Annotated in this window: 20 protein-coding genes; 12 read left to right on the forward strand and 8 right to left on the reverse strand. The window is 71.2% G+C overall.

The annotated features are described in order from the left end of the window. Positions 1-51 precede the first annotated feature (51 nt). Both AB4K12_RS04950 and AB4K12_RS04955 read left to right on the forward strand, forming a co-directional pair. On the forward strand, positions 52-1,668 hold the full coding sequence (locus AB4K12_RS04950) for an amino acid adenylation domain-containing protein (RefSeq protein ID WP_368433006.1): 1,617 nt from the start codon (positions 52-54) through the stop codon (positions 1,666-1,668). Positions 1,669-1,791: 123 nt separating this feature from the next. Continuing rightward, positions 1,792-2,241, forward strand: coding sequence for a DUF523 domain-containing protein (locus tag AB4K12_RS04955; protein ID WP_368433007.1), 450 nt, complete (start codon positions 1,792-1,794; stop codon positions 2,239-2,241). Between the two features lie 82 nt (positions 2,242-2,323). Here the strand turns inward: AB4K12_RS04955 and AB4K12_RS04960 are convergent, their stop codons facing one another. Further along, positions 2,324-3,280: an NADP-dependent oxidoreductase gene (locus tag AB4K12_RS04960; protein WP_368433008.1), complete on the reverse strand. Its 957-nt coding sequence runs from the start codon at positions 3,278-3,280 to the stop codon at positions 2,324-2,326. A 77-nt stretch (positions 3,281-3,357) separates the two neighbouring features. Between AB4K12_RS04960 and AB4K12_RS04965 the strand changes: the two genes are divergently transcribed. Beyond that, positions 3,358-3,756, forward strand: coding sequence for a winged helix-turn-helix transcriptional regulator (locus tag AB4K12_RS04965; RefSeq protein ID WP_368433009.1), 399 nt, complete (start codon positions 3,358-3,360; stop codon positions 3,754-3,756). Positions 3,757-3,801: 45 nt separating this feature from the next. Here AB4K12_RS04965 and AB4K12_RS04970 read toward each other — a convergent pair whose 3' ends face one another. Both AB4K12_RS04970 and AB4K12_RS04975 read right to left on the reverse strand, forming a co-directional pair. Further along, positions 3,802-4,686 carry an aldo/keto reductase gene (locus AB4K12_RS04970; protein ID WP_368433010.1) on the reverse strand — a complete coding sequence of 295 codons (885 nt, stop codon included), beginning with the start codon at positions 4,684-4,686 and terminating at the stop codon, positions 3,802-3,804. Positions 4,687-4,732: 46 nt separating this feature from the next. Then, positions 4,733-5,674, reverse strand: coding sequence for an NAD-dependent epimerase/dehydratase family protein (locus tag AB4K12_RS04975; RefSeq protein WP_368433011.1), 942 nt, complete (start codon positions 5,672-5,674; stop codon positions 4,733-4,735). A 70-nt stretch (positions 5,675-5,744) separates the two neighbouring features. Here AB4K12_RS04975 and AB4K12_RS04980 point away from each other — a divergent pair, with 70 nt between their 5' ends. The 4 genes from AB4K12_RS04980 (at position 5,745) to AB4K12_RS04995 (ending at position 8,619) form a co-directional block, all read left to right on the forward strand. Then, complete coding sequence (locus AB4K12_RS04980) at positions 5,745-6,689, forward strand: LysR family transcriptional regulator (RefSeq protein ID WP_368433012.1); 945 nt, start codon at positions 5,745-5,747, stop codon at positions 6,687-6,689. Between the two features lie 370 nt (positions 6,690-7,059). Then, the gene (locus AB4K12_RS04985; RefSeq protein ID WP_368433013.1) at positions 7,060-7,659 is read left to right on the forward strand and encodes a sigma-70 family RNA polymerase sigma factor; all 600 of its coding nucleotides are present in this window, start codon (positions 7,060-7,062) and stop codon (positions 7,657-7,659) included. Then, a complete protein-coding gene (locus AB4K12_RS04990) occupies positions 7,656-8,333 on the forward strand; it encodes a hypothetical protein (protein WP_368433014.1) in 678 nt (225 codons plus the stop codon). The genes AB4K12_RS04985 and AB4K12_RS04990 overlap by 4 nt, the downstream gene beginning before the upstream one ends. 106 nt (positions 8,334-8,439) lie before the next feature. After that, complete coding sequence (locus tag AB4K12_RS04995; protein ID WP_368433015.1) at positions 8,440-8,619, forward strand: hypothetical protein; 180 nt, start codon at positions 8,440-8,442, stop codon at positions 8,617-8,619. A gap of 131 nt (positions 8,620-8,750) precedes the next feature. On the opposite strand, the gene AB4K12_RS05000 is transcribed toward AB4K12_RS04995, so the two are convergent. Both AB4K12_RS05000 and AB4K12_RS05005 read right to left on the reverse strand, forming a co-directional pair. Further along, entirely contained in the window at positions 8,751-9,878 is a 1,128-nt protein-coding gene (locus AB4K12_RS05000) for an FAD-dependent oxidoreductase (RefSeq protein WP_368433016.1), read from the reverse strand. A gap of 356 nt (positions 9,879-10,234) precedes the next feature. Beyond that, positions 10,235-11,038, reverse strand: a complete 804-nt coding sequence (locus AB4K12_RS05005; RefSeq protein ID WP_368433017.1) for a hypothetical protein — start codon at positions 11,036-11,038, stop codon at positions 10,235-10,237. Positions 11,039-11,557: 519 nt separating this feature from the next. Between AB4K12_RS05005 and AB4K12_RS05010 the strand changes: the two genes are divergently transcribed. Both AB4K12_RS05010 and AB4K12_RS05015 read left to right on the forward strand, forming a co-directional pair. Then, entirely contained in the window at positions 11,558-12,055 is a 498-nt protein-coding gene (locus tag AB4K12_RS05010) for a hypothetical protein (RefSeq protein WP_368433018.1), read from the forward strand. Positions 12,056-12,562: 507 nt separating this feature from the next. Next, positions 12,563-13,444 carry an aldo/keto reductase gene (locus tag AB4K12_RS05015; protein WP_368433019.1) on the forward strand — a complete coding sequence of 294 codons (882 nt, stop codon included), beginning with the start codon at positions 12,563-12,565 and terminating at the stop codon, positions 13,442-13,444. 55 nt (positions 13,445-13,499) lie between these two features. On the opposite strand, the gene AB4K12_RS05020 is transcribed toward AB4K12_RS05015, so the two are convergent. Continuing rightward, complete coding sequence (locus tag AB4K12_RS05020; RefSeq protein WP_368433020.1) at positions 13,500-14,066, reverse strand: nucleoside deaminase; 567 nt, start codon at positions 14,064-14,066, stop codon at positions 13,500-13,502. A 215-nt stretch (positions 14,067-14,281) separates the two neighbouring features. Here AB4K12_RS05020 and AB4K12_RS05025 point away from each other — a divergent pair, with 215 nt between their 5' ends. The 3 genes from AB4K12_RS05025 (at position 14,282) to AB4K12_RS05035 (ending at position 19,575) form a co-directional block, all read left to right on the forward strand. Continuing rightward, positions 14,282-15,193 (forward strand): antibiotic biosynthesis monooxygenase, encoded by a 912-nt coding sequence (locus tag AB4K12_RS05025; protein ID WP_368433021.1) that lies wholly within the window; start codon positions 14,282-14,284, stop codon positions 15,191-15,193. Further along, complete coding sequence (locus tag AB4K12_RS05030; RefSeq protein WP_368433022.1) at positions 15,193-16,563, forward strand: FAD-binding oxidoreductase; 1,371 nt, start codon at positions 15,193-15,195, stop codon at positions 16,561-16,563. Before AB4K12_RS05025 ends, AB4K12_RS05030 begins: the two co-directional genes overlap by 1 nt. 330 nt (positions 16,564-16,893) lie before the next feature. Then, positions 16,894-19,575: an AAA family ATPase gene (locus tag AB4K12_RS05035; RefSeq protein WP_368433023.1), complete on the forward strand. Its 2,682-nt coding sequence runs from the start codon at positions 16,894-16,896 to the stop codon at positions 19,573-19,575. 72 nt (positions 19,576-19,647) lie between these two features. Here AB4K12_RS05035 and AB4K12_RS05040 read toward each other — a convergent pair whose 3' ends face one another. Beyond that, entirely contained in the window at positions 19,648-20,940 is a 1,293-nt protein-coding gene (locus tag AB4K12_RS05040; protein ID WP_368433024.1) for a zinc ribbon domain-containing protein, read from the reverse strand. After that, positions 20,937-21,476, reverse strand: a complete 540-nt coding sequence (locus AB4K12_RS05045) for a phage tail protein (protein ID WP_368433156.1) — start codon at positions 21,474-21,476, stop codon at positions 20,937-20,939. The genes AB4K12_RS05040 and AB4K12_RS05045 overlap by 4 nt, the downstream gene beginning before the upstream one ends. Between the last annotated feature and the right edge of the window lie 2 nt (positions 21,477-21,478).

Raw genomic sequence — 21,478 nt, forward strand, 5'->3', positions numbered from 1 at the left:
CGCCACTCGCCATGTGACCACCGTTCCCCGCCCCGGAAAGGCCGGCCGCCCATGACCGACCACCGCACCGCCCGAGAGATCACCGAACCCGTCGGGCCCGACGGCGAACCGCTGATCCACCTCCTCTTCGACAGACGGGCCGCGCACGGGCCCGACCGCATCGCGGTGCGCGACGAGCATGGCGAGGTCACCTACGCCCGACTCGCCGCCCGATCCGATCGTCTGGCAGCACTGCTGAGGAAACACTGCCCCGAACCCGGCGCCCGGATCGGACTGCACCTGGAACGCGGCGCCCACGTGGTCACCGCCATGCTCGCCGTACTCAAGAGCGGGCACACCTATGTGCCGCTGGACCCCGGATACCCGGCCGAACGATTGCGCTTCACCGCACGGGACGCGTGCCTGTCGCTGATCCTCTCCGACCGCCCCGTCCCTGCCGAGGCGGGCGCGACGCCGGTACTGCGGCTGGACGTACCCCTTGAACCGGCCCCCGAGCCGCACCGTACGCCCCGGCCGACGGTCGACCCCGCCACCCCCGCGTACGTGATCTACACCTCGGGTTCCACCGGCCTCCCCAAGGGAGTGCCGGTTCCCCACCGCAACGTGATCGCACTGATCCGGGCCTGCGCACACCGCTACGAGCTGCGTCCGGACGACGTATGGACGCTCTTCCACTCCTACTCGTTCGACTTCTCGGTCTGGGAGATCTGGGGCGCGCTCCTGAGCGGCGCCACCTTGGTGGTGGTCCCGCAGGCGGTCGCGGCCTCCCCGCAGGCGACGCTGGACCTGCTCAGCCGCGAGGGCGTCACCGTCCTCAACGTGGTGCCCTCGGTCTTCCGCTACCTGACACGCGTCGCGCGGACCGGGCGCGGCGCCCCGCCGGCGCTTCGGTACGTGATCTTCGGCGGGGAGTCCGTCGACGTGCGGGACGTACGGGCATGGCGGGCGGTCTTCGGCCGGGCCACACGTTTCGTCAACACGTACGGCATCACCGAAACCACCGTCTTCGTCACCTCGCGCCCGCTCACCGACGAGGAACTGGACCGCGCGCCGGACCCGTCCACCGACCCGGACTTCGCCCTCGACCTGGGCGAACCGCTGGACGGCTGGGAACTTCGGGTCGTCGGCCCGGACGGTGCGGACATCCGGCCCGGCGAGACCGGGGAGATCGTGGTCTCGGGGGCGGGCGTCGCCGCCGGCTACCTCGACCGGCCGGAACTCACCGCCGAACGCTTCCCCGAGCTCCCCGCCCCTGGCGGCGGAACGAAGCGCTCCTACCGCAGCGGCGACCTGGCCCGGCTGCTGCCCAACGGCACGTACCGCTACGCGGGCCGGGTCGACGACCAGGTGAAGATCAACGGGTTCCGGATCGAACTCGGCGAGATCGAGGCCCGGCTGAGCGACGCGCCCGCCGTCCGCGAGCTGGTGGTCGTCCGGACGGTCACCCGGCTCGGCGAACCGGCGCTGACCGCCTTCTACACCGCCGCCCCCGGTGACGACCTCGGCACCCGGCTGGCCGACCACGCCCGCCGCACCCTGCCCGCACACATGATCCCCACCCGGTTCGTCCGGCTGCCCGAACTGCCGGTCACCCCCTCCGGCAAGACCGACCGCCGCGCACTGGCCACCCTGCCGATCCCCAACAGGACGCCCCCGGCCGGGCGTTGAGGTCAGGTCTGTCGTGGTGACCACGGGCGGACCGGTCGGGGAGCGCGGTTGGGGGAGCCGGGATCGCTCCGGGCCGCACAACGGCTCGGCGCCCTCGGCTGTGGCTGTGGCTAGTCTGGCGGCATGGAAGCAATCCTGGTCAGCGCGTGTCTGCGCGGGGTCCCATGCCGGTTCGACGGGCAGCACAAGGCGTCCGCGGAGATCGCGGAGGCAGTGACGGGTCGCGAAGTCGTCTCCTTCTGCCCAGAAGTGGCGGGCGGGCTCGCGACCCCGCGGCGGCCAGCGGAGCTGGTGGGCGGCGACGGGAACGACGTGCTCGACGGGACGGCACGGGTCGTCGAGGACACTGGGCGCGACGTGACAGCGGAGTTCGTGGACGGAGCGCGGCGCGCACTCGCGGCGGCGCGGCACGGAGGCTGCACGGAGGCACTGCTGATGCCGCGCAGTCCGTCGTGTGGACGGGGTGTGGTCTACGACGGGTCGTTCGCCGGGGAGCTGGTGCCAGGAGACGGCGTGACGGCGGCACTGCTCGAGCGGAACGGGATCACCGTGCGGCCCGCACCCGGAGTGTGAAGCGATCCCGAGTCCTCTCCCGCCCCGGTCGGCCCCTGCTGACGCCGGGTCTTCGGGTCCCGTCCGGCGCGGCCGGGCCGGATCAGGCCCTTTTGGTGGGATCCAGTACCAGCCGGCCGCGTATCCCGCCTGCCGCGAGCCGGTCGTGGGCGTCGGCGGCGCGCTCGAGGGGGAGGACGTCGGCGACCCGTAGAGTCAGATCCATGGCGGCGAGCTCGGTCAGGGCGTGTGCGTCAGCGCTGATCCAGTGCTGGTGGACCCGGATGCCGCGCAAGGGGAGCGGGGCCGACCCGCCGACCACCGTGGCGTAGGCGCCTTTGCCGCGGACGGCTGCCAGGGCGCGGATTCCGAGTCCTGCCGTGTCGAGCGCGCCGTCGGTGCCGCCCGGTACCAGGCGCCGGACATCGGCCGCGAGGTCGGACGTGTCACGGTCGACGAGCCATTCGGCGCCGACGCTTCGAGCGAACTCCGCGTCGGCGGCGCCGGCCTGGGCGACGACGCGCAGGCCGCGCCGTGCCGCCAGTTCGACGGCGAAGCCGCCGACCGCCCCGCCGGCTCCGGTCACCAGCACGGTGTCGCCCGCGGCGAGGTCGAGCAGGTCGAGGGACTGGAGGGCGGTAAGGCCGTTCAACGGCAGCGTCGCCGCGGCTGCGGCGGAGGCGCCGGCCGGCGCGGGCGCGACTGCCGTGGTGTCCAGGACGAGGTATTCGGCGTAGGCGCCCAGCGGTACGTCGAGCAGGTCGCGCAGCCCGATCACCCGCTGCCCCGGCGCGAACGCCGTCACGCCCGCTCCGATCCGGTCGACGACGCCCGCGGCGTCCCATCCGATGCCCGTGTGCTCGCGGGCGGCCATCAGTCCGGCTTCGACGAGCGCGCCGGAACGGGTGACCAGGTCGACGGGATTGACGGTCGCGGCCTCGACACGGATCCGCACCTGCCCGGGGCCGGGTTCCGGCAGCGCGACCGTCACCGACTCGAGCACCTCGGGCCCGCCATAACCGCGGGCGACCACCGCCCGCATCTTCTCTTCAGTGATCATGTTGCACACCATAGGAACCGCTACTCTCCATCAGGAAGTACGCACTTCGGGGTGCGTACGGCACCGGAAGGAGAGCCATGCCCACCCGCACGGCCGCTCAGCGCCGGGCCGAGGCGAGCGTCACCTACGACGCGTACCTCGCCGAATGCCCCGCCCGGCACCTGCTGGACCGCATCGCCGACAAATGGGTCAGCCTCGTCGTCAACGCGCTTGCCGACGGGCCACAGCGGTACACCGAGCTGCAACGCCGGCTGGCGAGTGTGAGCCAGAAAATGCTCACGCAGACTCTGCGTCATCTGGAACGCGACGGACTGGTGTCGCGGACCGTGATTCCCGCCGTCCCGGTCCGCGTCGCATACGAACTGACCCCGCTCGGCCGCTCGCTGCTGCCGGTCATGCGCGCGATCAAGGACTGGGCGGAGGAGCACATGGACGAGGTGCGCGCCGCCCGCGTCGCCTACGACGCCCCGAGCTGACGGTGCGGTGACACGGGCTCGTACGTGCAAAGGGGCGTCAGCCTCTCAGTTCGGCAGCGCTGCCTCCAGTTCTGCCAGTTCCGCCGCCTCGAGCTCGACCTCCGTGGCCTTGGCCGAATCCTGGATCGAAGCCGGACGGCTGGCCCCCGGTACCGGGATGACCGCCGGGGAGCGGGCCAGAAGCCAGGCCAGGGCGATCCGCTGCGGGCTGACGCCGCGTTCGGCCGCGATGCGATGGAAGACGGTGTTCGCGGAGGTCGGGCCGGACCGGCCGTCCAGGGAGCTGCGGGAGATGCCGCCCAACGGGCTCCAGGGCAGGAAGGCCAGGCCGAGTCGGGTGCTCAGCTCCAGCTCGGGTTCGGTGTCGCGAACGGCGGGGGAGTACCGGTTCTGTACGGAGACGAGCGCGTCGCCGAGGATGGCGTGGGCCTCACGGATCTGGCCGGTGGTCACATTGGAGATGCCGGCGGTGCGGATGGTGCCGGCGTCGAGCAGTTCGCGCAGCGCGCCGACCGATTCCGCCCAGGGCACGTCAGGGTCGGGCTTGTGGAGCTGGTACAGGCCGATGGATTCCACTCCCAGGCGCTTGAGGGAGGCTTCGGCGGCGTGCTTGAGATGGGCGGGGGTGCCGGTGACGGTCCAGCCGCCGTCGCCGAGGCGGCCCCGGCCCCCCTTGGTGGCGACGAGGACGTCGGAGGTGTCACCGCCGTAGCGGGCCAGGGCGCGGGCGATGAGGAGTTCGTTGTGGCCGCGCTCGTCGGCGTGCCAGTGGTAGCTGTCGGCGGTGTCGATGAGCGTGACGCCGGCGTCGAGGGCGGCGTGGATGGTTGCGACGGCTCGTTGCTCGTCCGGGCGGTGCTCGATGGACAGGGGCATGGCTCCCAAGCCGATCGCGCCGACCGTGATGCTTCCCAAGGCGCGGTACTTCATATGCGTCTGTTCTCCAGTGTTCGTGCTGCTCAGATGTCCGTGTTGCTCAGAGTGCCGGGGTGGCGGATGCGGTGAGGGCTTCGGTCACGGCGCCGGGCAGCCAGTCGGCGGTGCGGGAGAAGGTGAAGCCCAGCTGCTTCGCGCGGGCGTTGCTCATGGCGTAGTGGCGGTCGAAGGAGAACGGCGAGGCCGCCTCGCCCGCGGCGGCGGCCCGGTACACCGGCTCTCGGCCGGTCCGAGCGTGGATCACGGCACTCAGATCGCGTACGTCGAACAGGCCGTCCGAGCAGGCGTTCACCGGTCCGGTGAAGTCGGTGGCCGTGGCCGCCCACAACAGCAGGTCGGCCAGCTCCTCGTAGCGGATGAACACGGTGGGCAGCACCGCGCGGTGCACGATGAGCGGTCTGCCCTGGGTGATGTGCTCGACGTAGTGCGCCAGCCGGCCGGTGAACTCCTGCGCACCGCCGCCGAGTACGTGGGCGCTGCGCACAGTGGCGAACGCGAACCCGCGGTGCTGAGTGAAGACGGCCTCCGCCTGGCGCTTGCCCTCGGCATAGTGCGCTTCCAGGTAGGTTTCGTCGCGCCAGGGCAGATCCGTGCTCACCCGCCACGTGGTGGGATCCACGGTCTCTTCCGGCACCGGTGTGCCATGCGGGATGAAGGGCAGCGCCGCGGTCGACGGGTCGTAGACCTCGATGGTGGACGTCATGACGTACCGGCGGGTGCGGCCCTGGAAGGCGCGGGCGGCGATCGCGGCCTGCACCGGCGTGTAGCAGACCTGGTCGACGACCACATCGAAGGTGCGGGAGGCGAGGGCGGCGGTGAGGGCGGCCTCGTCGTCGCGGTCGACGACGAGGTGCTCGACGCCGTCGGGCGGCGTGGTCGAGCCACGGTTGATCACAGTGACGTGGTGTCCGGCGGCCTGCAGGCGCTGGACCAGGAGCCTGCCGAAGTACCTGTTTCCGCCGATGACGCAGATGCTTTGCATGGCCTCATCCTGCGCGCCTACAGTCACCAGCAGAAGTGCCGACTTAATGGAAACGTATTAAGGAAAACTGTTGATCGATGTGCAGCGGCTCCGCGTCCTGCGGACGGTGGCGGAACACGGCAGTTTCAACCAGGCGGCGGCCGCCCTGCGCCTCACCCCCTCGGCCGTCTCCCAGCACGTCGCGGCCCTGGAACGCAGCCTCGGCGCGCGGGTCGTGGAACGCAGTACCCGAGGGGTGACCCTCACCCAGGCCGGTCGGATCATGGTGGGGGCCGCGGAGTCGGTCGCCGCGGAGCTGGCGCACGCCAAGCGGCAGGTCGACCGGCTGGGCACCGGCCGTACCCAGTTCACCCTCGCCACGTTCACCAGCGGCGGCCGACTCCTGCTGCCCGGCGCCCTCACCCGCATGACGGCCGCCCATCCCGACACCGTGGTCCACGTCAGGGAGGCCGAGCCCGAGGACAGCCTGCCCCTGGTCCGCCAGGGTGCCGTGGATCTCGCGCTCGCCTACCACTTCGACGGGCCGCTGCCCGGCCGGCCGGGCCGGAGCTCCGACGTGGAGTGGACCGCGCTGATGGAGGACCCCCTGTACGTCGTCCTCCCCGAGGTTCACCACCTGGCCGGCCGCCGGGCGCTCGACATCGCCGAACTGGCGGACGAGCCCTGGGTGCTCGGCTGCCTCAAGACCGAGACCTACCTGCGTCGTTACGCCGAGCGCGCCGGTTTCACCCCGGAGGTACGCGGCACGACGACCGACTACTTCTTCGCCCGCTCGCTCGTCGCGGCGGGCATGGGGGTCTCGCTGATCCCTTCCATCGCGCTGACCCCGGAGTTGCCGGGCCTGCGGGCCGTTCCGATCAATCCGCCGGCCCCGACCCGGCACATCGGCGTCGCTGTGCTGCGCCGCCGGGGCCACCCCTTGGTGACGACGCTGATCCAGGCTCTTCAGGAGCAGGCGACAGCGGCGGCTCGGGACCATCCCCGACCAGCCGGCATCTCCTCTGCAGCGGGCTGACGCTGCGCGGCACCGGAAGTTCCCAGCCCTGGCAAACCGCTGGGTGGTCAGAAGCCTGCACCGGGACGGGTCTCAGGGCGGAGATATGACTCATCTCACGTGGTGTACGGGAACTCGTTGCGTGTGGAGAAGCAGCCGTTCGTCACCGCTGGTCAGCGCGCCCGGCTAATCAAGTGTTCATTGTTCGCGAATACGTTCAGCGACCGGTCGCGATCGCTGTGTAATTCTTTGCCGGTCGCTTTGAGTGAGCCGGCGTCGTTCTCGACATCGTGGTCATCAGAGCTCACCCAGCTCTGGGCAAAGCCCTGTTGGGCCGAGCCGGATCTTTGACGAGCGACAGGATCACGATGAGCACTGACCGGAGGCCCGCGTGAACGACGATCACCTACTCGAGTCGTACGGGGGCCCGTCCTTCGCGGGGCGGCCGCAACCGCTGCACGAGCCGCTGCCGCTGCCACTGGACTTCGAGGCGTACTACCTGGGCCATCAGGAGTTCTTCCACTCCTTCGCCGAGCTCCACCTCGGCAACCGGCACGAGGCCGAGGAAACCGTCCACCAGGTGTTCCTGGAGATCCTGGCGGGATGGGAAGGCCTCCTGCAGGACACGGACCTGGAACAGCGCACTCTGGCGGTCCTGAGCCGCCATGTGCGGGAGCGGCTGGAGCGGGAGCAGAGGCCGCCGGCGTTCGTGATCTCCGGGCCGATAGCCCAGACCCTGCGCGCGATCCGCAGCGAGATGGAGATCGCACACGGGACCTCGGGCCTGTACGAGGCGATCCTGGAGCTGCCCACCCGTCAGTTCACCGTGATCGTGCTCAAACACCTGCTCGGATACCCGACCGCCCGCATCGCACGTTTCATGGGCCTGGATCCGCGCACCGTCGACTACCACGGCCGCAAGGCCAAGGAGCGGCTGCGGATCCGGCTGGGGCTGCCCTCCGATACCCCCGGGAAGGGGCAAGGGCAGTGATCTCGACGATCGACGCACTCCTGGCCAACGCCGCCGTACCGGTCTCGCCCGCGCGCGGCTTCGACGTCGGGGCCGCCCTGCGGCGCCTGGCCGCGGACGCGGCCCGGGCCACCCCCGACCCCACCCTCGGCATGGCGCGCGCCGCCCAGGCCGGACAGCGCCTGGGCGTCGTGGCCCGGTGGATCCTCAACCAGCCCGACGCCGCGCACCACGTCGACAGCCTCGTCCAGGACGGGCCCGACGCCCCGGTGGAGGAGGACAGCCTCGACGTCGAGGGGGCCGTTGTCTTCGCCTGCCTGCTGTACCTGACGGGGCATCCGGAGTCGGCCCAGTTCTGGTGGCAGTTGGCCGCCGGAGCCGGCCACCGGGCCGCGGGGTACTGCCTGCACCTGCACCACCTCTCCCTGGGCGAAGCCCGCGAAGCCGCCCACTGGCGGCATCAGGTGATGCATGCCCCCACGCGCACGGACGCGCCGCTGGACGAGGACTTCATCGAGTCGATCGAAGTCGTCGCCCGCTACGTGCATACCCACGGCTCCGTGGCCGCCGCCCCCACCGGGACCTTGGAGATGGAGGTCGACCGGCTCGCCGACGCCGGCGCCGGCAACTGCATCATCGTCCGCCGGCCCGACCGGCGCCTCGCCAAACAACTGCGGGACTTCAACCGTCACTGACCCCGAACAGCAGCAAGGAGCCCTCTCTCCACGACCCCGGTTCCTAGGCCAACGGGTCGCACAGGGGCTCCTCGCCCGACATCCCCCGACAGCGAAGGACATCTCCATGCACCTTATCCGCCTGCGCCGACTCGCACAGCAGCTCGGCCGCACCCCCTGCCGTGCCGCCCGCTGGACGGCCGTACGCCGACGAGCCGCCCTCGGACTGGTGCTGCGCGGCATCTGCTACGGCACAGGCACCGGCCTGATGAGCCTGCTCGTCTACTGGCTCCAGCATCAGCAATGACGCCCGGCCGAACGCCCGGCGGGTGGGCTTCCCATGTGGGCCCATCCGCCGGGCTGCCGAGGCCCCTCACCCGGCCTATGACTCATCTCGGCGGGAAGGGGAGCGCATCAGGCCGAGTCTTGAGTGGTTCATCAGCCCTTCTCGGTGATCAGGCTGATCAGGGCGTGGGCTGTGTTGCCGTCGGAGTCGATCCCGTGGACCTCGGCGCCTTCGAAAGTGACGACCTCGGCGCTGCGGGGGAACATGGCCTGTTCGTACTCGGTGAGCGCGGCCTCGATGTCGGCGGGGTGTGCGGCGAGGGCCTTGCCGAGTTCGGCGCCGTCGAGCATGGCCAGGTTGGCGCCTTCGCCGTTCGGGGCGGCGAGGTGGGCGGCGTCGCCGATCAGGGTCACCCCTGGCACCCGGTCCCACCGGTGCCCGGTCGGCAGGGCGTAGTAGGGGCGCAGGACGGGCGCGGTGTCCCCGTCGGTGATCAGGGCGGTGAGTTCCGGTGCCCAGCCGTCGAACTCCTGGGCGATCCGCGCGGTGGCCGCGGCGGCGTCGGTGAAGTCGATGGCGGCGAACCAGTCCTGCGGCTTGGCCAGCGCCACGTAGGTGTGCAGGGTGTCGCCGCTCTCGCGGTGAGCGAAGATCTCCCTGCCCGGCGAGGGCGCGATCAGCATTCCGCCGCCGACCGCCTTCGCGGCGGCGGGGTGGCGGGTGTCGGCTTCGAACAGGTACGTCTCGACGAACGACGTGCCGGTGTACTCGGGTATGGCGGTGGAGAGCAGCGGCCTCACCCGTGACCACGCGCCGTCCGCGCCGACCAGCAGGCTGGTGGCGACGGTGCTGCCGTCGGCGAACGTCACCTCGTGGCGGCCCTCGCCGAGGGTACGGGTGCTTGCGGCCTTGTGTCCCCACCGGACGGTGCCGGCCGGGAGGGAGTCGAGCAGGATCCGTCGCAGCTCACCGCGCTGCACTTCGGGTCGTCCGCCCGTGCCGTCGTCGGCCTTGTCGAGCAGGACGGTCCCGTCCCGGTCGAGGACCCGCGTCGCCTGGCGGCCCTCCAGGATGATGGCGTGGAACTCGTCCATCAGGCCGGCCGCCTCGAGGGCGAGCTGCCCGTTGTAGTCGTGGATGTCGAGCATCCCGCCCTGCAGGCGCGCCGACGGTGAGGCCTCCGCCTCGTAGACCGTGGCCGGGATTCCGTGGACGTGCAGGACGCGGGCCAGCGTGAGTCCGCCGAGTCCGGCGCCGATGATCGTGACGGGCGTGTGCATGGTGGCTCCTTCGGGATCGGGCCGCCCGGTGGGCTCCGGCCGGCCGTCTCTGGAAAGGTGCCAGGCCGCGCCGACAAGCCACCGGCAACGGACCGACAGTCCCCGACAGGCGACCGACACCGCAGGTCAGTCCCTGCACCTCCCCGGAGTGGCGTTCAGCTCGGTGCCCGGGTCGATCGGCCCATGCTCGCGTTCTCGCATCGCTCGCCGGCTGTCAGCCCTCCTCCTCGACGGCGTCCCGGTCGCGGAAGGGGCGCAGACCGTCGTCCGCCCGTTCCTCCGCCTGACGGCAGGCGGCAAGCGTCCGGTCATGGCTGCTGAGCCATTCGAGAAGGGCCGCCGCGTGCTTGATCTGTCTACGGCGTACTTGCGGCTGCTGGGGCCGGTGAGGCCGGTGAGGGGGCAGCGGTCGGCTCGGGCTTGGAGCTCCTCTTCTTGCGGCACTCCATCCATCGGGTCTGGTAGTCCATGCGCGGCTTCTTGTTCGCTGTCAGGACCGGGGTGTGGGTCGTCAGGTCGTTCTTCTTCACGGTCCTGCTGCGGCTGCCGGCCCCACCTTCCCAGTAGCTCATCTCCAGGTAGCCGGAGCTCCTCTGAAGCCACGGGGCGGACCGGAGATAGACCCTCTTCCCCTCGGGGATGCTGACGATGTTCTTCTTCTCGTCGGTCCTGCTGTCGGTCCACTCCGTGGTCTCACCGTGCCGCTGTGAGTGTTCTTCGCCTTCCAGATGCGCCACGGTGACGTCGTCGCCGAGGAGGCTGATGTCCAGCACGTCCGCGATGGCCGCCGAGATCAAGCCCGAGACGTTCCTTTCGATCGAGCGCTCCCGCTTCCTGAGCCTCTCCCTCTCCCACGACATCGCCTTCGACCTGGCCACGGACTCGTTGACCAGCAGTTCGACACTCCATGCGGGGCCGGCGCAGGCGCCGTAGGTGTCCGACACGGCCTTTTGGCCGAGGTCCACGTACCGGGACCTGTGCGTGATGACGAAACGGCATGTCGCGTACCGGGCGTATCCCAGGTGGCGGTTCTCGGCCCGCGCCCATTCCCTGTTGTTCTCCAGGAGCCCGCGGTCGTGGCCGTCCTCCCTTCCCAGGCAGTCGGAGATCCCACGGCGGTCGGGGGACGCGGGGGCGGCCGGAGTGGTGAGCAAGCCCACGAGGCCGACCGAGGCGACACCGGTGACAACGACATTCCACCGGCTCCGAGGACACGCACGCCGCACGGTGAACCCCATTCATTGAGAGGAATACGGAGAAATTCCTGGCCAGTCTGGAAAACGACCGATTCCGCCCCTGGCCACGGCGGTTCACTCTCCTAGCCGGTGCACGACGAGCAGAAAGCGATCGCCGCTGGGGCCTGGGCGATGCGCGGTGGCCCACCGACTGGGACCGCTGGGAGCGGGACGCAGGCCGCCTGCGTGTCGGCGCCCCATGCAGAGCGCGAAGGCCGCGTCGACGTCGCACCGCATACCGGCCCGCCGCGTGGCTTCCGGTCACGTGGAGCGCTCGAGCCCTCGTGCCGCAGAGGCGCGGCCGCGGGCATGGGCCGCACAACCGATTGGATATTGAACTACTTCATGGTGTAGAAATCCCCGTCGATCGATCATGATCACGTCACTTCATCACGGGGGATCAGAATGATTCATACTCGACGTCTCATCAGTACCTTCGCCATCGTGGCCGCGCTGAGCGCCCTCACCGCCTGCGGGCCCGAGGAGGACAGCGCCGGCGGATCGGGCGCCTCGTCCCAGCCGTCGGCGAAGCCGGGCACGGGCACGGGCGGAAGCGGCTCGACGGACAGCGGTGGCGGCGACTGCGGGCAGCCGCCGAAGCTCCCGGCCGGCCACAAGATGGTCGAAATCGCCGTGCCCCCGTCCAAGGGCTCGATGTCCGCCAAGGACGCCAAGCCGACCTGCACGCCCAACGACTGGATCTACCACGGCGACGGCAAGGCCAACTACTACCTCTTCTCCGAGGACGTGAAGGCGGAGCTGGCCACCGGGTCCGGCTCCACCAAGACGGTCCCCGTCGGGGAACTGTGGAACCACGCCGGTGACTGCATCGCGAGCAGCTCGGAAGTGAAGTCGCCGTACAGCTGCTCCGGAAACATCTACGACATCACGCTCGACCCCGAGGGCAAGGTGAAGAGCATCAAGGAGATCTGGCACCCCTGATCCCCCATGCGGGCCGGCCCTGGGGTGGACACCCTCGGCCCCGGGGCGGCCACGTCGGGCCCGCCTTGGGGCCGCCGACGTCGTGCTGCCGCCCACCTTCGTCGAGGAGATCGCCGATGTCGTCGCCTTCGTGACGAGCCGCCCCCGGCACGTGACCCTGCGGCGGGTGATGGTCCGCCGACGCGGCAGGCGTGACGCGCGCGGCGGACGCGCGGCTACTTGTAGATCCCCACGGGTGTGCCGCACTTCCACACCGAGCCGCCGCCGGAGTTGACCCAGGACCCGTTCGTCGGACCGGGGGACGACCAGCGCGTCTGCGTGTTCATGGCCGAGAACCAGTACTGCAGCGAGCGGACGCACCGAGAAAGCGCTGGAGCAACTCGCCGAAACGCTCGGCCTCGACTGGGCGGAGGAGGGCTGAGCCGCGACGTCGACGAGCCGTGGGCGGAAGGCGGTGGCTCGGCACGCGAGAGGATGGGGCTGTCCAGACGAACGAGGGAGACTTCCATGAGTGAGAATCGTGCCGCGCCGGGCGGATCCGTTCGGCTCGCCCCTGGGCTCGAGGTGAGCCGGATCGGCCTCGGTGCGAATCAGCTGCTCGGACCTCACGGATTCGGACACCCCAAGGACCGCCTGTCATCCCTGGCCGTGCTGCGGCGCGCGGTGGAGCTTGGCATCACCCACCTGGACTCCGGTGAGCGATACCGCCCCCGCGTGGCCAACGGACTGATCCGGGAAGCGATTCAACCCTGCCCGGCCGACCTCGTAGTCGCCACCACGGCGGGCGTCGAGGAGGACGGGTGGCGGTTGCCGTACGCCTACCGCAGGGCCTCCGCACTGGCCACGGATGTCGACAACGATCTGTCCGAGCTGGGCAAAGAGCAGCTGGACCTGGTGCTGCTGTTCGGCGGTGCCACGAGCGACAATGACGGCGTGCCGCTCTCGCAGGGTCTGGAGGTGCTCGCCGAGCTGCGTGAGCGCGGGCTCATCCGGCACATCGGTCTCAATGAATGCTGGCCCGAGGGAGTGTCCCTGGCCTGTGAGATAACCCCGATCGCCGCGGTTCAGGCCGACTTCGACCTCTTCCGCCCGCAGGATGACGATCTCCGGTCCGCCTGCCTGGAACGCGGCGTGGTGTTCGTAGCACGTTACGAATCCGCCGATGCGATGCTTCGCACAGCCGACGAAGAACAGCTGCGCGCGCTCGACGCGGTGGCCACCCGGCATGGCGCGAGCCGGGTCCAGACTGCCCTGGCCTGGCTTCTCGCCCGGTTCCCGGCAGACGCGATCCTCCTCGGCGCCCGGACCGTGGCGGAGTTGGAGGAGAACGTGGCCGCAGGCCGTCTGCACCTGAGGCCCACCGACCTCGCCCGCCTCGCGCGGCCATGAGCGCTCCGGCAGCAAGGCACGCCGACCCGGCACGCCCGCGTCGGTCGGTGCGAGGTCAGTACGGGTGCCGGTCGGGCTTGCTCGTCCAGGCGTCGTAGGCGTGGGCGCCGATCTCGGGATGGATCTGTTCGATCTTGATCCTCCGCTCGCTCAGCGGCTTGGTGAAGTCCTCGTACTGGTAAGCGTCGTCGAAGCCGATCCGGCGAGTGTCGTCGAGGTCGCAGCTGAAGTAGACCGCGTCTATCCGTGCCCAGTAGATGGCGCTCATGCACATCGGGCATGGGGCGCCGCTGATGTAGATGGAGCAGCCCTGGAGCATCCGGGCCCGCTCGGGGACCGGGTCCGGCGACCCCTCGGGGCGGGGCACGTAGGCGAGGGTGCTCTCGTTCTGGTGCTCCTCGGAGATCGAGGGGGCTTCGGGGTTGAGATGTGCCACGGCCTTGCGGATGGTCTCGACTTCGGCGTGGGCGGTGGGGTCGCCGGTCAGCAGGACGCGGTTCTGCCCGCGCGCGATGATCTCGCCGTTCCGGACGAGCACCGCGCCGAACGGACCGCCCCAGCCTTTCTCCACCGACTCGGTGGCGAGCCGTACCGCTTCGGTGATGAGTTCCTTGTGTTCCATCGCGCGCTCTCCGATCGGCAGGGCCGTCGGCGCGTGGGTGTTCCTTTGAGGAACGAAATGGTGGAACGGCTCAACAAACCCTCGATGGAAACAACCCCTCGGCCGAACGCCCGATTTGCTAGAAATATCCTATATGAATTAGGCTACCTGCTGTGAGTCCCCGCGCAAGCCGAGCCCCCGGGGCTGACAACGCCACCGTTGTGATCTCGCAGAAGGTGCGCGCAGGTCGGATCGGCGACTATCAGCGCTGGCAAGGCAGGACGAACGAGGCGGCCCGCGAATTCGAGGGGTTCGAGGGCGCCGAGGTGTACCCGCCCGAAGGCGGCGACGAGAACGTCTGGGTGTCCGTCTTCCGGTTTTCCGGCATCGACCGCCTGACCGCCTGGCTGGACTCGAGCCGCAGACGGGAGCTGCTCGCCGAGGGGCAGGACCTGTTCGACGGGCCTGCGACCCAGGAAGTGCTGCACGGCGGCACCCCCGCCGAGCAGGAGGCCGGCGCCGTCACGGCCGTCGTCTCCCACGTGGTGGAGCCCGGGCGGGAACAGGGGTTCCTGCGCTGGCAGGCGAAGGCCCTCAAGGCGCAGGAGAAGGCACCCGGATTCATGGGTTCCGAGTTGTTCAGGCCGGTCCAGGGGGTCCAGGAGCGCTGGGTCGCCGTGTTCCGGTTCGATTCCCGCGAGCACCTCGACGACTGGCTCGCCTCCGACGTCCGCCAGGGGCTGTTGGAGGAGGGGCGTCGCTACTTCGCCTCGTACGACGTCCACAAGGTCGGTTCGGCGTTCAGCGGTTGGTTCAGCTTCGAGGGAGGCGCACGGGGTGACGCCCCGCCCAACTGGAAGCAGGCCATGTCCGTGCTCCTGGCCCTCTATCCCACCGTAATGGTCCTGAACCTGACCGTGGGATACGAGCTGGACGACCTCGGCGTCCCCGGCTACGTCGGTCTGTTCATCGGCAACGTGCTGAGCGTCAGCGCGCTGACCTGGCTGCTGATGCCCCTGGTGAACAGGGTGCTCGCCTTCTGGCTGGTGCCGGGGCGCGCCCGTAGCACCCGTGTGCACGTTGCGGGCGCGGCGCTGGTGGTGCTCGCCTATCTGCTGTTCGTCGCGATCTTCGGGCTGATCAGCTGATGTCCGCGGAAAGGGAGTTCGAAGGGGTCCTGATCCGGCGCGGTGACCGGGACTACGACCGGGCCAGGGCCGACGCGGTGTGGAACGGGCGCAAGCCGCGACGAACCCCCGATGCCATCGTGCGGGCCGCCTCCGCGGGGGACGTGGCGAGGGCCCTGTCCTACGCCCGCTCCCACGGGCTGCGCGTGTCGGTGCGCTCCGGCGGTCACAATTGGTCGGGCTCCCCGCTCCGGGACGGGGGACTGCTGATCGACCTGTCAGGGCTCGGGGGGTGCGAGGTCGACCCCGTGTCGGCGACGGCCACGGTCGGGCCCGCGGCCACCGGCCGGGACCTGGTCGCGGCGCTCGCCCCGCACGAACTGGCCTTCCCCGTGGGCCACTGTCCCACCGTCGCGGTGGGCGGCTTCCTGCTGAGCGGCGGGCTCGGCTGGAACTCCCGTGCCTGGGGCGTGTCGTGCGCCGACGTCCAGGAGATCGAGGCCGTCACCGCCGACGGCCGCACGGTGAACTGCTCGGAGACGGAGAACAGCGACCTGTTCTGGGCCGCCCGGGGCGCGGGGCCGGGCTTCTTCGCCGTCGTCACCCGCTTCCGGCTCGGCCTCCACCCCCAGCCGGCGGCCATCGTGACCACCAGCCTGACGTTCCCGTTGGCCGAGGTCGGGCGGGTGGCGGCCTGGGGGGAGCGGACCGCGCGCGAACTCCCGCCGTACGTCGAGACGTCCCTAGTTTTGCGTGCCTCCGCGGATCCCGCCGCGACGCCTCCTGCGGGGCCTCAGGTCGTGATCGCCGCCACCTCGTTCGCGGCGTCGCCCGACGAAGCGCTCGCCTCGCTCGCCCCGGTGGCCGCCTGCCCCTTCGCCGCGGGCGCCGACTCCCGGCAGGCGCCCGAGCCGACGTCGTTCGCGGCCCTGCACACGGGCGCCGACTCGCTGTGGCCGCCCGACCACCGGTACGCGGCCGACACGTTGTGGTCGGCCGAGAGCTACGAGACCCAGCTGACCCGGATGGCCGACGCGGTCGCCCACGCCCCGTCCCCCAGGTCCCTCGTGCTCGCCCCGGTGCAGCCGGTGTCCGAGGAACCGGGCCTGCTGCGCAACATGTCCTTCTCGCCGCTCGGCCGGTCCTATTGCGTCTCCTACGCGATCTGGGACGACCCGGGCGCCGACGAGGCCAACGCCCGCTGGCTGCGGGGCGTGGAGGCCGCCGCGGACCCGTCGGGGCACGGCGGACGGTACGTCGCCGAGGCCGACCTGGAGGCCGGCGCCGACCGCGCCCGGCGCTCGTACGCCCCCGCCGACTGGGACCGTCTGCAAGAGCTCAAGGCGCGGTGGGACCCGGAGAACCTCTTCCACGCCTACCTCGCGCCGTGATCCACCCCATCCCGGGTGTCAGCCGGAGTGTTCGGCGCGATCGGTCACGAGGAGCGGCCGTGGCGGCGGGTCCACCCGCGCCGCCGTCGGCATCACTGACCGACCGGGACGCCGTTATCGCTCAAGAAATGTCGCTTCCGATCAAGAACCTGTCGGCCGTGCCCGACGTCTCCCAGACGTGAGATCAGTCAGGAAGGCACCGGTTGAGGAGCTGCACCGGCGCCCGCCGTGCAGGGCGCTCGCCGTGCAGGAGAGACGGACTGACTCCATATGAACGCGATCGTGAGAAACCTCTAGCAATTGACTCGGAGGACGATTCCGGTGCAGCTCGTGGCTCGACACGCGGAGCGGCGTGAGTTCGATCGATTAATGACCTCGGCGGCCGCCGGGCGTGGTGGGGCCGTCGTGGTGGCGGGGGAGGCGGGGATCGGCAAGTCGGCGCTCGTCGACGCCGTGGTGGAGGAACTGGACGGCTTCGAGGTGTTGCCGGCCGCCGGTACGGAGTTCGAGCGAGACCTTCTCTACGCGACGCTGCACCAGCTTTGCGCTCCGGTTCTCGAATACCGTCAGAGACTTCCCGTGGTGCAGCGGAACGCGCTGGAGGCGGTGTTCGGGCTCGGCGCGCAGACCTCGCCCGATCCGTTGACGGTCGGTCTCGCCGTCCTGGGGCTGCTGCACGAGGTGGCGCAGGACGGACCTGTCTGCTGCGTGGTGGACGACGCCCAGTGGATCGACGACGCTTCGCGGCGCGTGCTGGTGTTCGTGGCCCGGCGGGTGTCCGCCGAGCGGATCGCGATGGTGTTCGCCGCGCGCGATGCCCGCCCGCCGTCCGGACTCGCCGAGCTTCCGCGCCTGCCCCTCGCGGGTCTGTGTGACGAGGACGCCCGGGCCCTGCTGCGAGCGGCGACACACGTCGGGCTGGACGCCGAGGTCATCGACCGGATCCTGGCCGAGGCGCACGGAAACCCGCTGGCGCTGCTGGAGTTCGCCCACCACGCGGAGCCGTTCGGTGTGCCCGGCCCACGGCGATTCCGCGCGAGTGTGGTGGACATGCTGGAGGAGCAGTTCGTCCACCGCTTCGAGCGGTTGCCGGATGCGACCCGGTCGCTGGTGGTGCTCGCGGCGGCGGAGCCGGTCGGCGATCTCGACCTGCTGCGTCGCGCGGCGCGGCTCCTCGGGCTGGATGCCGCGGGGCTCACTCTCGCGGAGAATGCCGGACTTCTGGCCCTGGGGCCGCGGCTGCGCTTCCGGCATCCGTTGGTGCGCTCCGCGGTCTACGCGTCGGCCACCCCGAAAAAGCGCCGCAGCATGCACGGCGCTCTCGCGGAGGCGACCGATCCGGAGACCGACCTCGACCGCCGGGCGTGGCACCGGGCCCACGCGGTCATCGACGCCGACGAGAACGTCGCCGCGGAGCTGGAACGGTCCGCCGGCCGGGCGCGCCTGCGCGGCGGGTTCGCCGCGGCCGCCGCGTTCATGGAGCGAGCGGGGCGGCTGACACCAGCTCCCGGCCGCCAGGCCGGGCGGCTGTTCGTCGCGGCCCAGTTGCGGCTGCAGGCCGGGGCGCCCGACGCGGCCCGCGCACTGCTCACCCGGGCGGAGCGGCGTCCGATGGACGACGAGAGCCGCGCGAGGGCCCGCCTGCTGCGGGCACGGATCGGCTATCAGCTCTCCCACGGCCCGCAGGCCACCGCCAGACTCGTCGACGCCGTCATGGAGCTGGCCCCCGAACAGGCGGGGGACACCTACCTGGAAGCGTTCGCGTCGGTCATGTACAACGACAACCACCCGGGCCTCCTCCAGGAGCTCGGCGCCCGGATCCGTGAGCGAGTGCCGCGGCGGGAGCCCGCCCGGCCGACCGATCTGCTGCTCGACGCTCTGCTGGACCAGAGCATGCTGCCCGTCGAGCGGGCGGTGCCCGCGATGCGCGACGCGGTGACGGCTTGCCGTACGGCCGCACCCTCGTCGGGGCCATGGCGGATGAACCTGCTCTGTCAGGTCGTCATCGACCTGCGGGACGACGAGGCGATGGAGGAGATCTCGGACCGTCAGGTGGACGTGGCGCGCCGTCAGGGCTCCCTCGCCTCGTTGCCGCAGGCCCTGCGGTACCAGGCGGTCGCCAGGGTCTCGGCCGGCCGGTTCGACGAGGCGGCCGTCTGCCTCGAAGAGGCCCGGGACGTCGACGAAGCGGCGGGCACGCTGCCGCTCCTGGGGCCCGAGCTCGTCCTCACCGGCTTCCGCGGTGACGGGGACCGGTTCGCCGAGCTGCGGGATCTGCTGGGACGTGACGGGCGGCCGTTCGAAGCCGCCGGCGAGCACTACGCCAGGGCGGTACTGCACAACGGGCTCGGCGACTACGAAGCGGCTCTGGACGCCGCGCTGACGGCCCAGCGCCGGCACCAGGCCGGCTCCTACTCGATCTGGGCCGTCTACACCGAGCTCGTCGAAGCCGCCGCGCGCGCCGGCCGCGGTGAGGAAGCGGCCGCGGCCATGAAACACCTGGAGGCGCTGGCCCGGGCGAATCCCGCCCCGTGGGCCGTCGCCGAATGGCTGCAGGCGCAGGCCCTCCTCGAACGGGGCGAGGACTGCGAGGCGTTGTACCGGCGAGCCATCGACCACTTCTCCCGGACTCGGGTCCGGGTGCTCCACGCGCGCGCCCGGCTGACGTACGGGGAGTGGCTGCGTCGTGCGAACCGGCGGAGCGAGGCCCGTGTCGAGCTGCGGGCGGCGCACGACATGCTGTCGCGCATCGGGGCCCGCGCTTTCGCCGAGCGCGCGGCCCGGGAACTGCGCGCCACCGGCGAGCGGCCAGGTCGGCACGGGGAGGACCCACTGGACCGGCTCACCGCGCAGGAACGGCTCATCGCCGGGAAGGTCGCTGCCGGAGCGACGTCCAGGGAAGTGGGCGTGATGCTGTTCCTCAGCCCCCGCACCATCGACACCCACCTGGGCAACGTGTACCGCAAACTGGGCATCTCCTCGCGCCGCCAGCTCCGCGAGATGCCGCTGTGACCCCCCGGCTCCGCGGTACGCCGACACTCCGGTTCCGCCGGGATACCGGCATACCGGCATACCGCGGCCGGTTCAGGACCGGTCCCCACCGGACCGTCCGAACAGCTCGATCTCGGCTATGGCCACCTGCTTGTCGGCGGAGGCGGCGTGGGCCGACTCGATGGTGAAGCGGACTGCCGTGGCCTCACCGACACGGAAGGCTCGGCGCTGCCCGCCCGCGCCCGGGTCCAGGGTGAGCTCGCGGGTCACGGTCCTTCCGTCCTTCCTCGTGACCGTCGCCTTGACCCGGTGCGGCAGCGCGGACTTCTCGAGCTGATCGGCGCGGGTGGACGTACCCGGCGTGATGATGACGTCGAGCAGCCGCGTCGGGCGCGCGAAGCGCATCTCGATCCACTCGCCCTGGCCCGATTGCGAGACCCCCGGACCCCACCAGGTGTTGTTGAGCTTGTCGATGGCCAGCTTCGGTTCGTGGTCGGGGTAGGAGCGTGAGGCACGGATCTCGTCCGGCTGGACCGGAGCGCGCTTGGCGAAGTGGTCGCGCGTGGCCTGGATGCCGTCGGGGACGTACAGCACGCCGAGAATGATCAGCGTCACGGCGACGGCGAGGGTGACCCAGGTGCCGACGCGGTCGAACGCGCGGCGGAGGCGGGGGCGGTCGCCGGCCCAGGGGGTCTCGTGGCCGCCGGGGCCGAGGAGGCGGCGCCACCAGGGGCGGTGTCCGGGCGCGGGGGCGTCACCGCTCTCGGCGAGGGGCATCGCGCAGTGGTCGCAGAAGTGGCGGTCCGGGTGGTTCGGCGTGGCGCACCAGGCACAGGGCGGGCCGTCCCCCGTCCCCCGGGGGCCGGGAACGCGTACGTGGGGCCGGTCGGTGTCGGGGCGGCCGGGCAGGACCGGGGCCACGGCGGGAGCGGGTACGGCAGGGGTGGCCTCCTGCTCCGGGACGGGTACGACGAGGGAACGGGCGCGGTCGGTCGTGGGGCTGTCCGGAGGGGGGCCGTCCTGCGCTCTGACCGGCGGGATGCCGGGGCCGGTGTCCTCCGGATCCGGGGTGCCGGACGCGGACCGGGACGCGCCGGCTGTTCCGGCACCGTCGCGGTCCTCGACGGGATCGGGGGCCGTCCCCGACGGGCGGTGCCCGCGCAGGGTGGAAGGAGCCGCCGGTACGCCGGCGTCGGCGTGGTCCGGGGCCGGGCCGGTGCCGTCGGGGCGCACGGTGGCGCCCCGGCCGGAACCGGCCGCCGAAGCCGCCGGTCGGCCGCTACGGCCACCGGCGGAATCCCAGCGGAGGACGGCTCCGCAGGCGTCGCAGAACGACTGCCCCGGCTCCGCGCGGGTGCCGCACTCACCGCAGTCCGGCGTGCTCATGTCTCCGAGGTCCTTTCGATGGTGGTCCCAGTGGTGGCGGTCCCAGTGGTGGTGGTCACAGTGACGGTGTAGGGCATGTGCGCGGGACGGGCCGCAGCCACGAGCGTGTCGAGGCGGTGGGTGTCGGCCCGGGTGGGGTTCGGCAGCCGCAGGACGACGTGCAGACTTGGGCGGGCACTTCCGGGGAAGGAGCCGCGTGGACGCGCGCTCCAGGTGGCGCCGCCGCTCTCCGTGATCTCCGGTTCGGCGCCGAACGCCAGGCGTACGGCTTCCGACAGGCCACGCGGAGTGCCACGGACGCGGTGCAGAGCGACAGCGGCGGCCACGGCGGCGCGCAACCGTGGCTCGGGTTCGGTGCCGTCGGTCTCGGCGCCCACCCAGGTGCCGAGCCACCGGGCGAAGTCGACCGGGGTGAGCGCGGGGTCGAAGTAGGCGTCCAGGCAGTCGAGCACGTTCAGGATCGGCGCGAGGACGTCGTCGAGTCCCGCGACGAAGCGCTGGGCGAGATCGTCGTCGGCGAAGACGGCCGGGAGCATCG

Source organism: Streptomyces sp. C36, from assembly GCF_040932295.1.
Lineage (GTDB): Bacteria > Actinomycetota > Actinomycetes > Streptomycetales > Streptomycetaceae > Streptomyces > Streptomyces triculaminicus.

Excerpts from the sequence above, each read along its gene's own strand:
- AB4K12_RS04950 (WP_368433006.1), top strand. The coding sequence starts at position 52 with ATGACCGACCACCGCACCGCCCGAGAGATCACCGAACCCGTCGGGCCC.
- AB4K12_RS04955 (WP_368433007.1), top strand. The coding sequence starts at position 1,792 with ATGGAAGCAATCCTGGTCAGCGCGTGTCTGCGCGGGGTCCCATGCCGG.
- AB4K12_RS04960 (WP_368433008.1), bottom strand. The coding sequence starts at position 3,280 with ATGATCACTGAAGAGAAGATGCGGGCGGTGGTCGCCCGCGGTTATGGC.
- AB4K12_RS04965 (WP_368433009.1), top strand. The coding sequence starts at position 3,358 with ATGCCCACCCGCACGGCCGCTCAGCGCCGGGCCGAGGCGAGCGTCACC.
- AB4K12_RS04970 (WP_368433010.1), bottom strand. The coding sequence starts at position 4,686 with ATGAAGTACCGCGCCTTGGGAAGCATCACGGTCGGCGCGATCGGCTTG.
- AB4K12_RS04975 (WP_368433011.1), bottom strand. The coding sequence starts at position 5,674 with ATGCAAAGCATCTGCGTCATCGGCGGAAACAGGTACTTCGGCAGGCTC.
- AB4K12_RS04995 (WP_368433015.1), top strand. The coding sequence starts at position 8,440 with ATGCACCTTATCCGCCTGCGCCGACTCGCACAGCAGCTCGGCCGCACC.
- AB4K12_RS05000 (WP_368433016.1), bottom strand. The coding sequence starts at position 9,878 with ATGCACACGCCCGTCACGATCATCGGCGCCGGACTCGGCGGACTCACG.
- AB4K12_RS05015 (WP_368433019.1), top strand. The coding sequence starts at position 12,563 with ATGAGTGAGAATCGTGCCGCGCCGGGCGGATCCGTTCGGCTCGCCCCT.
- AB4K12_RS05020 (WP_368433020.1), bottom strand. The coding sequence starts at position 14,066 with ATGGAACACAAGGAACTCATCACCGAAGCGGTACGGCTCGCCACCGAG.
- AB4K12_RS05030 (WP_368433022.1), top strand. The coding sequence starts at position 15,193 with ATGTCCGCGGAAAGGGAGTTCGAAGGGGTCCTGATCCGGCGCGGTGAC.
- AB4K12_RS05040 (WP_368433024.1), bottom strand. The coding sequence starts at position 20,940 with ATGAGCACGCCGGACTGCGGTGAGTGCGGCACCCGCGCGGAGCCGGGG.
- AB4K12_RS05045 (WP_368433156.1), bottom strand. The coding sequence starts at position 21,476 with ATGCTCCCGGCCGTCTTCGCCGACGACGATCTCGCCCAGCGCTTCGTC.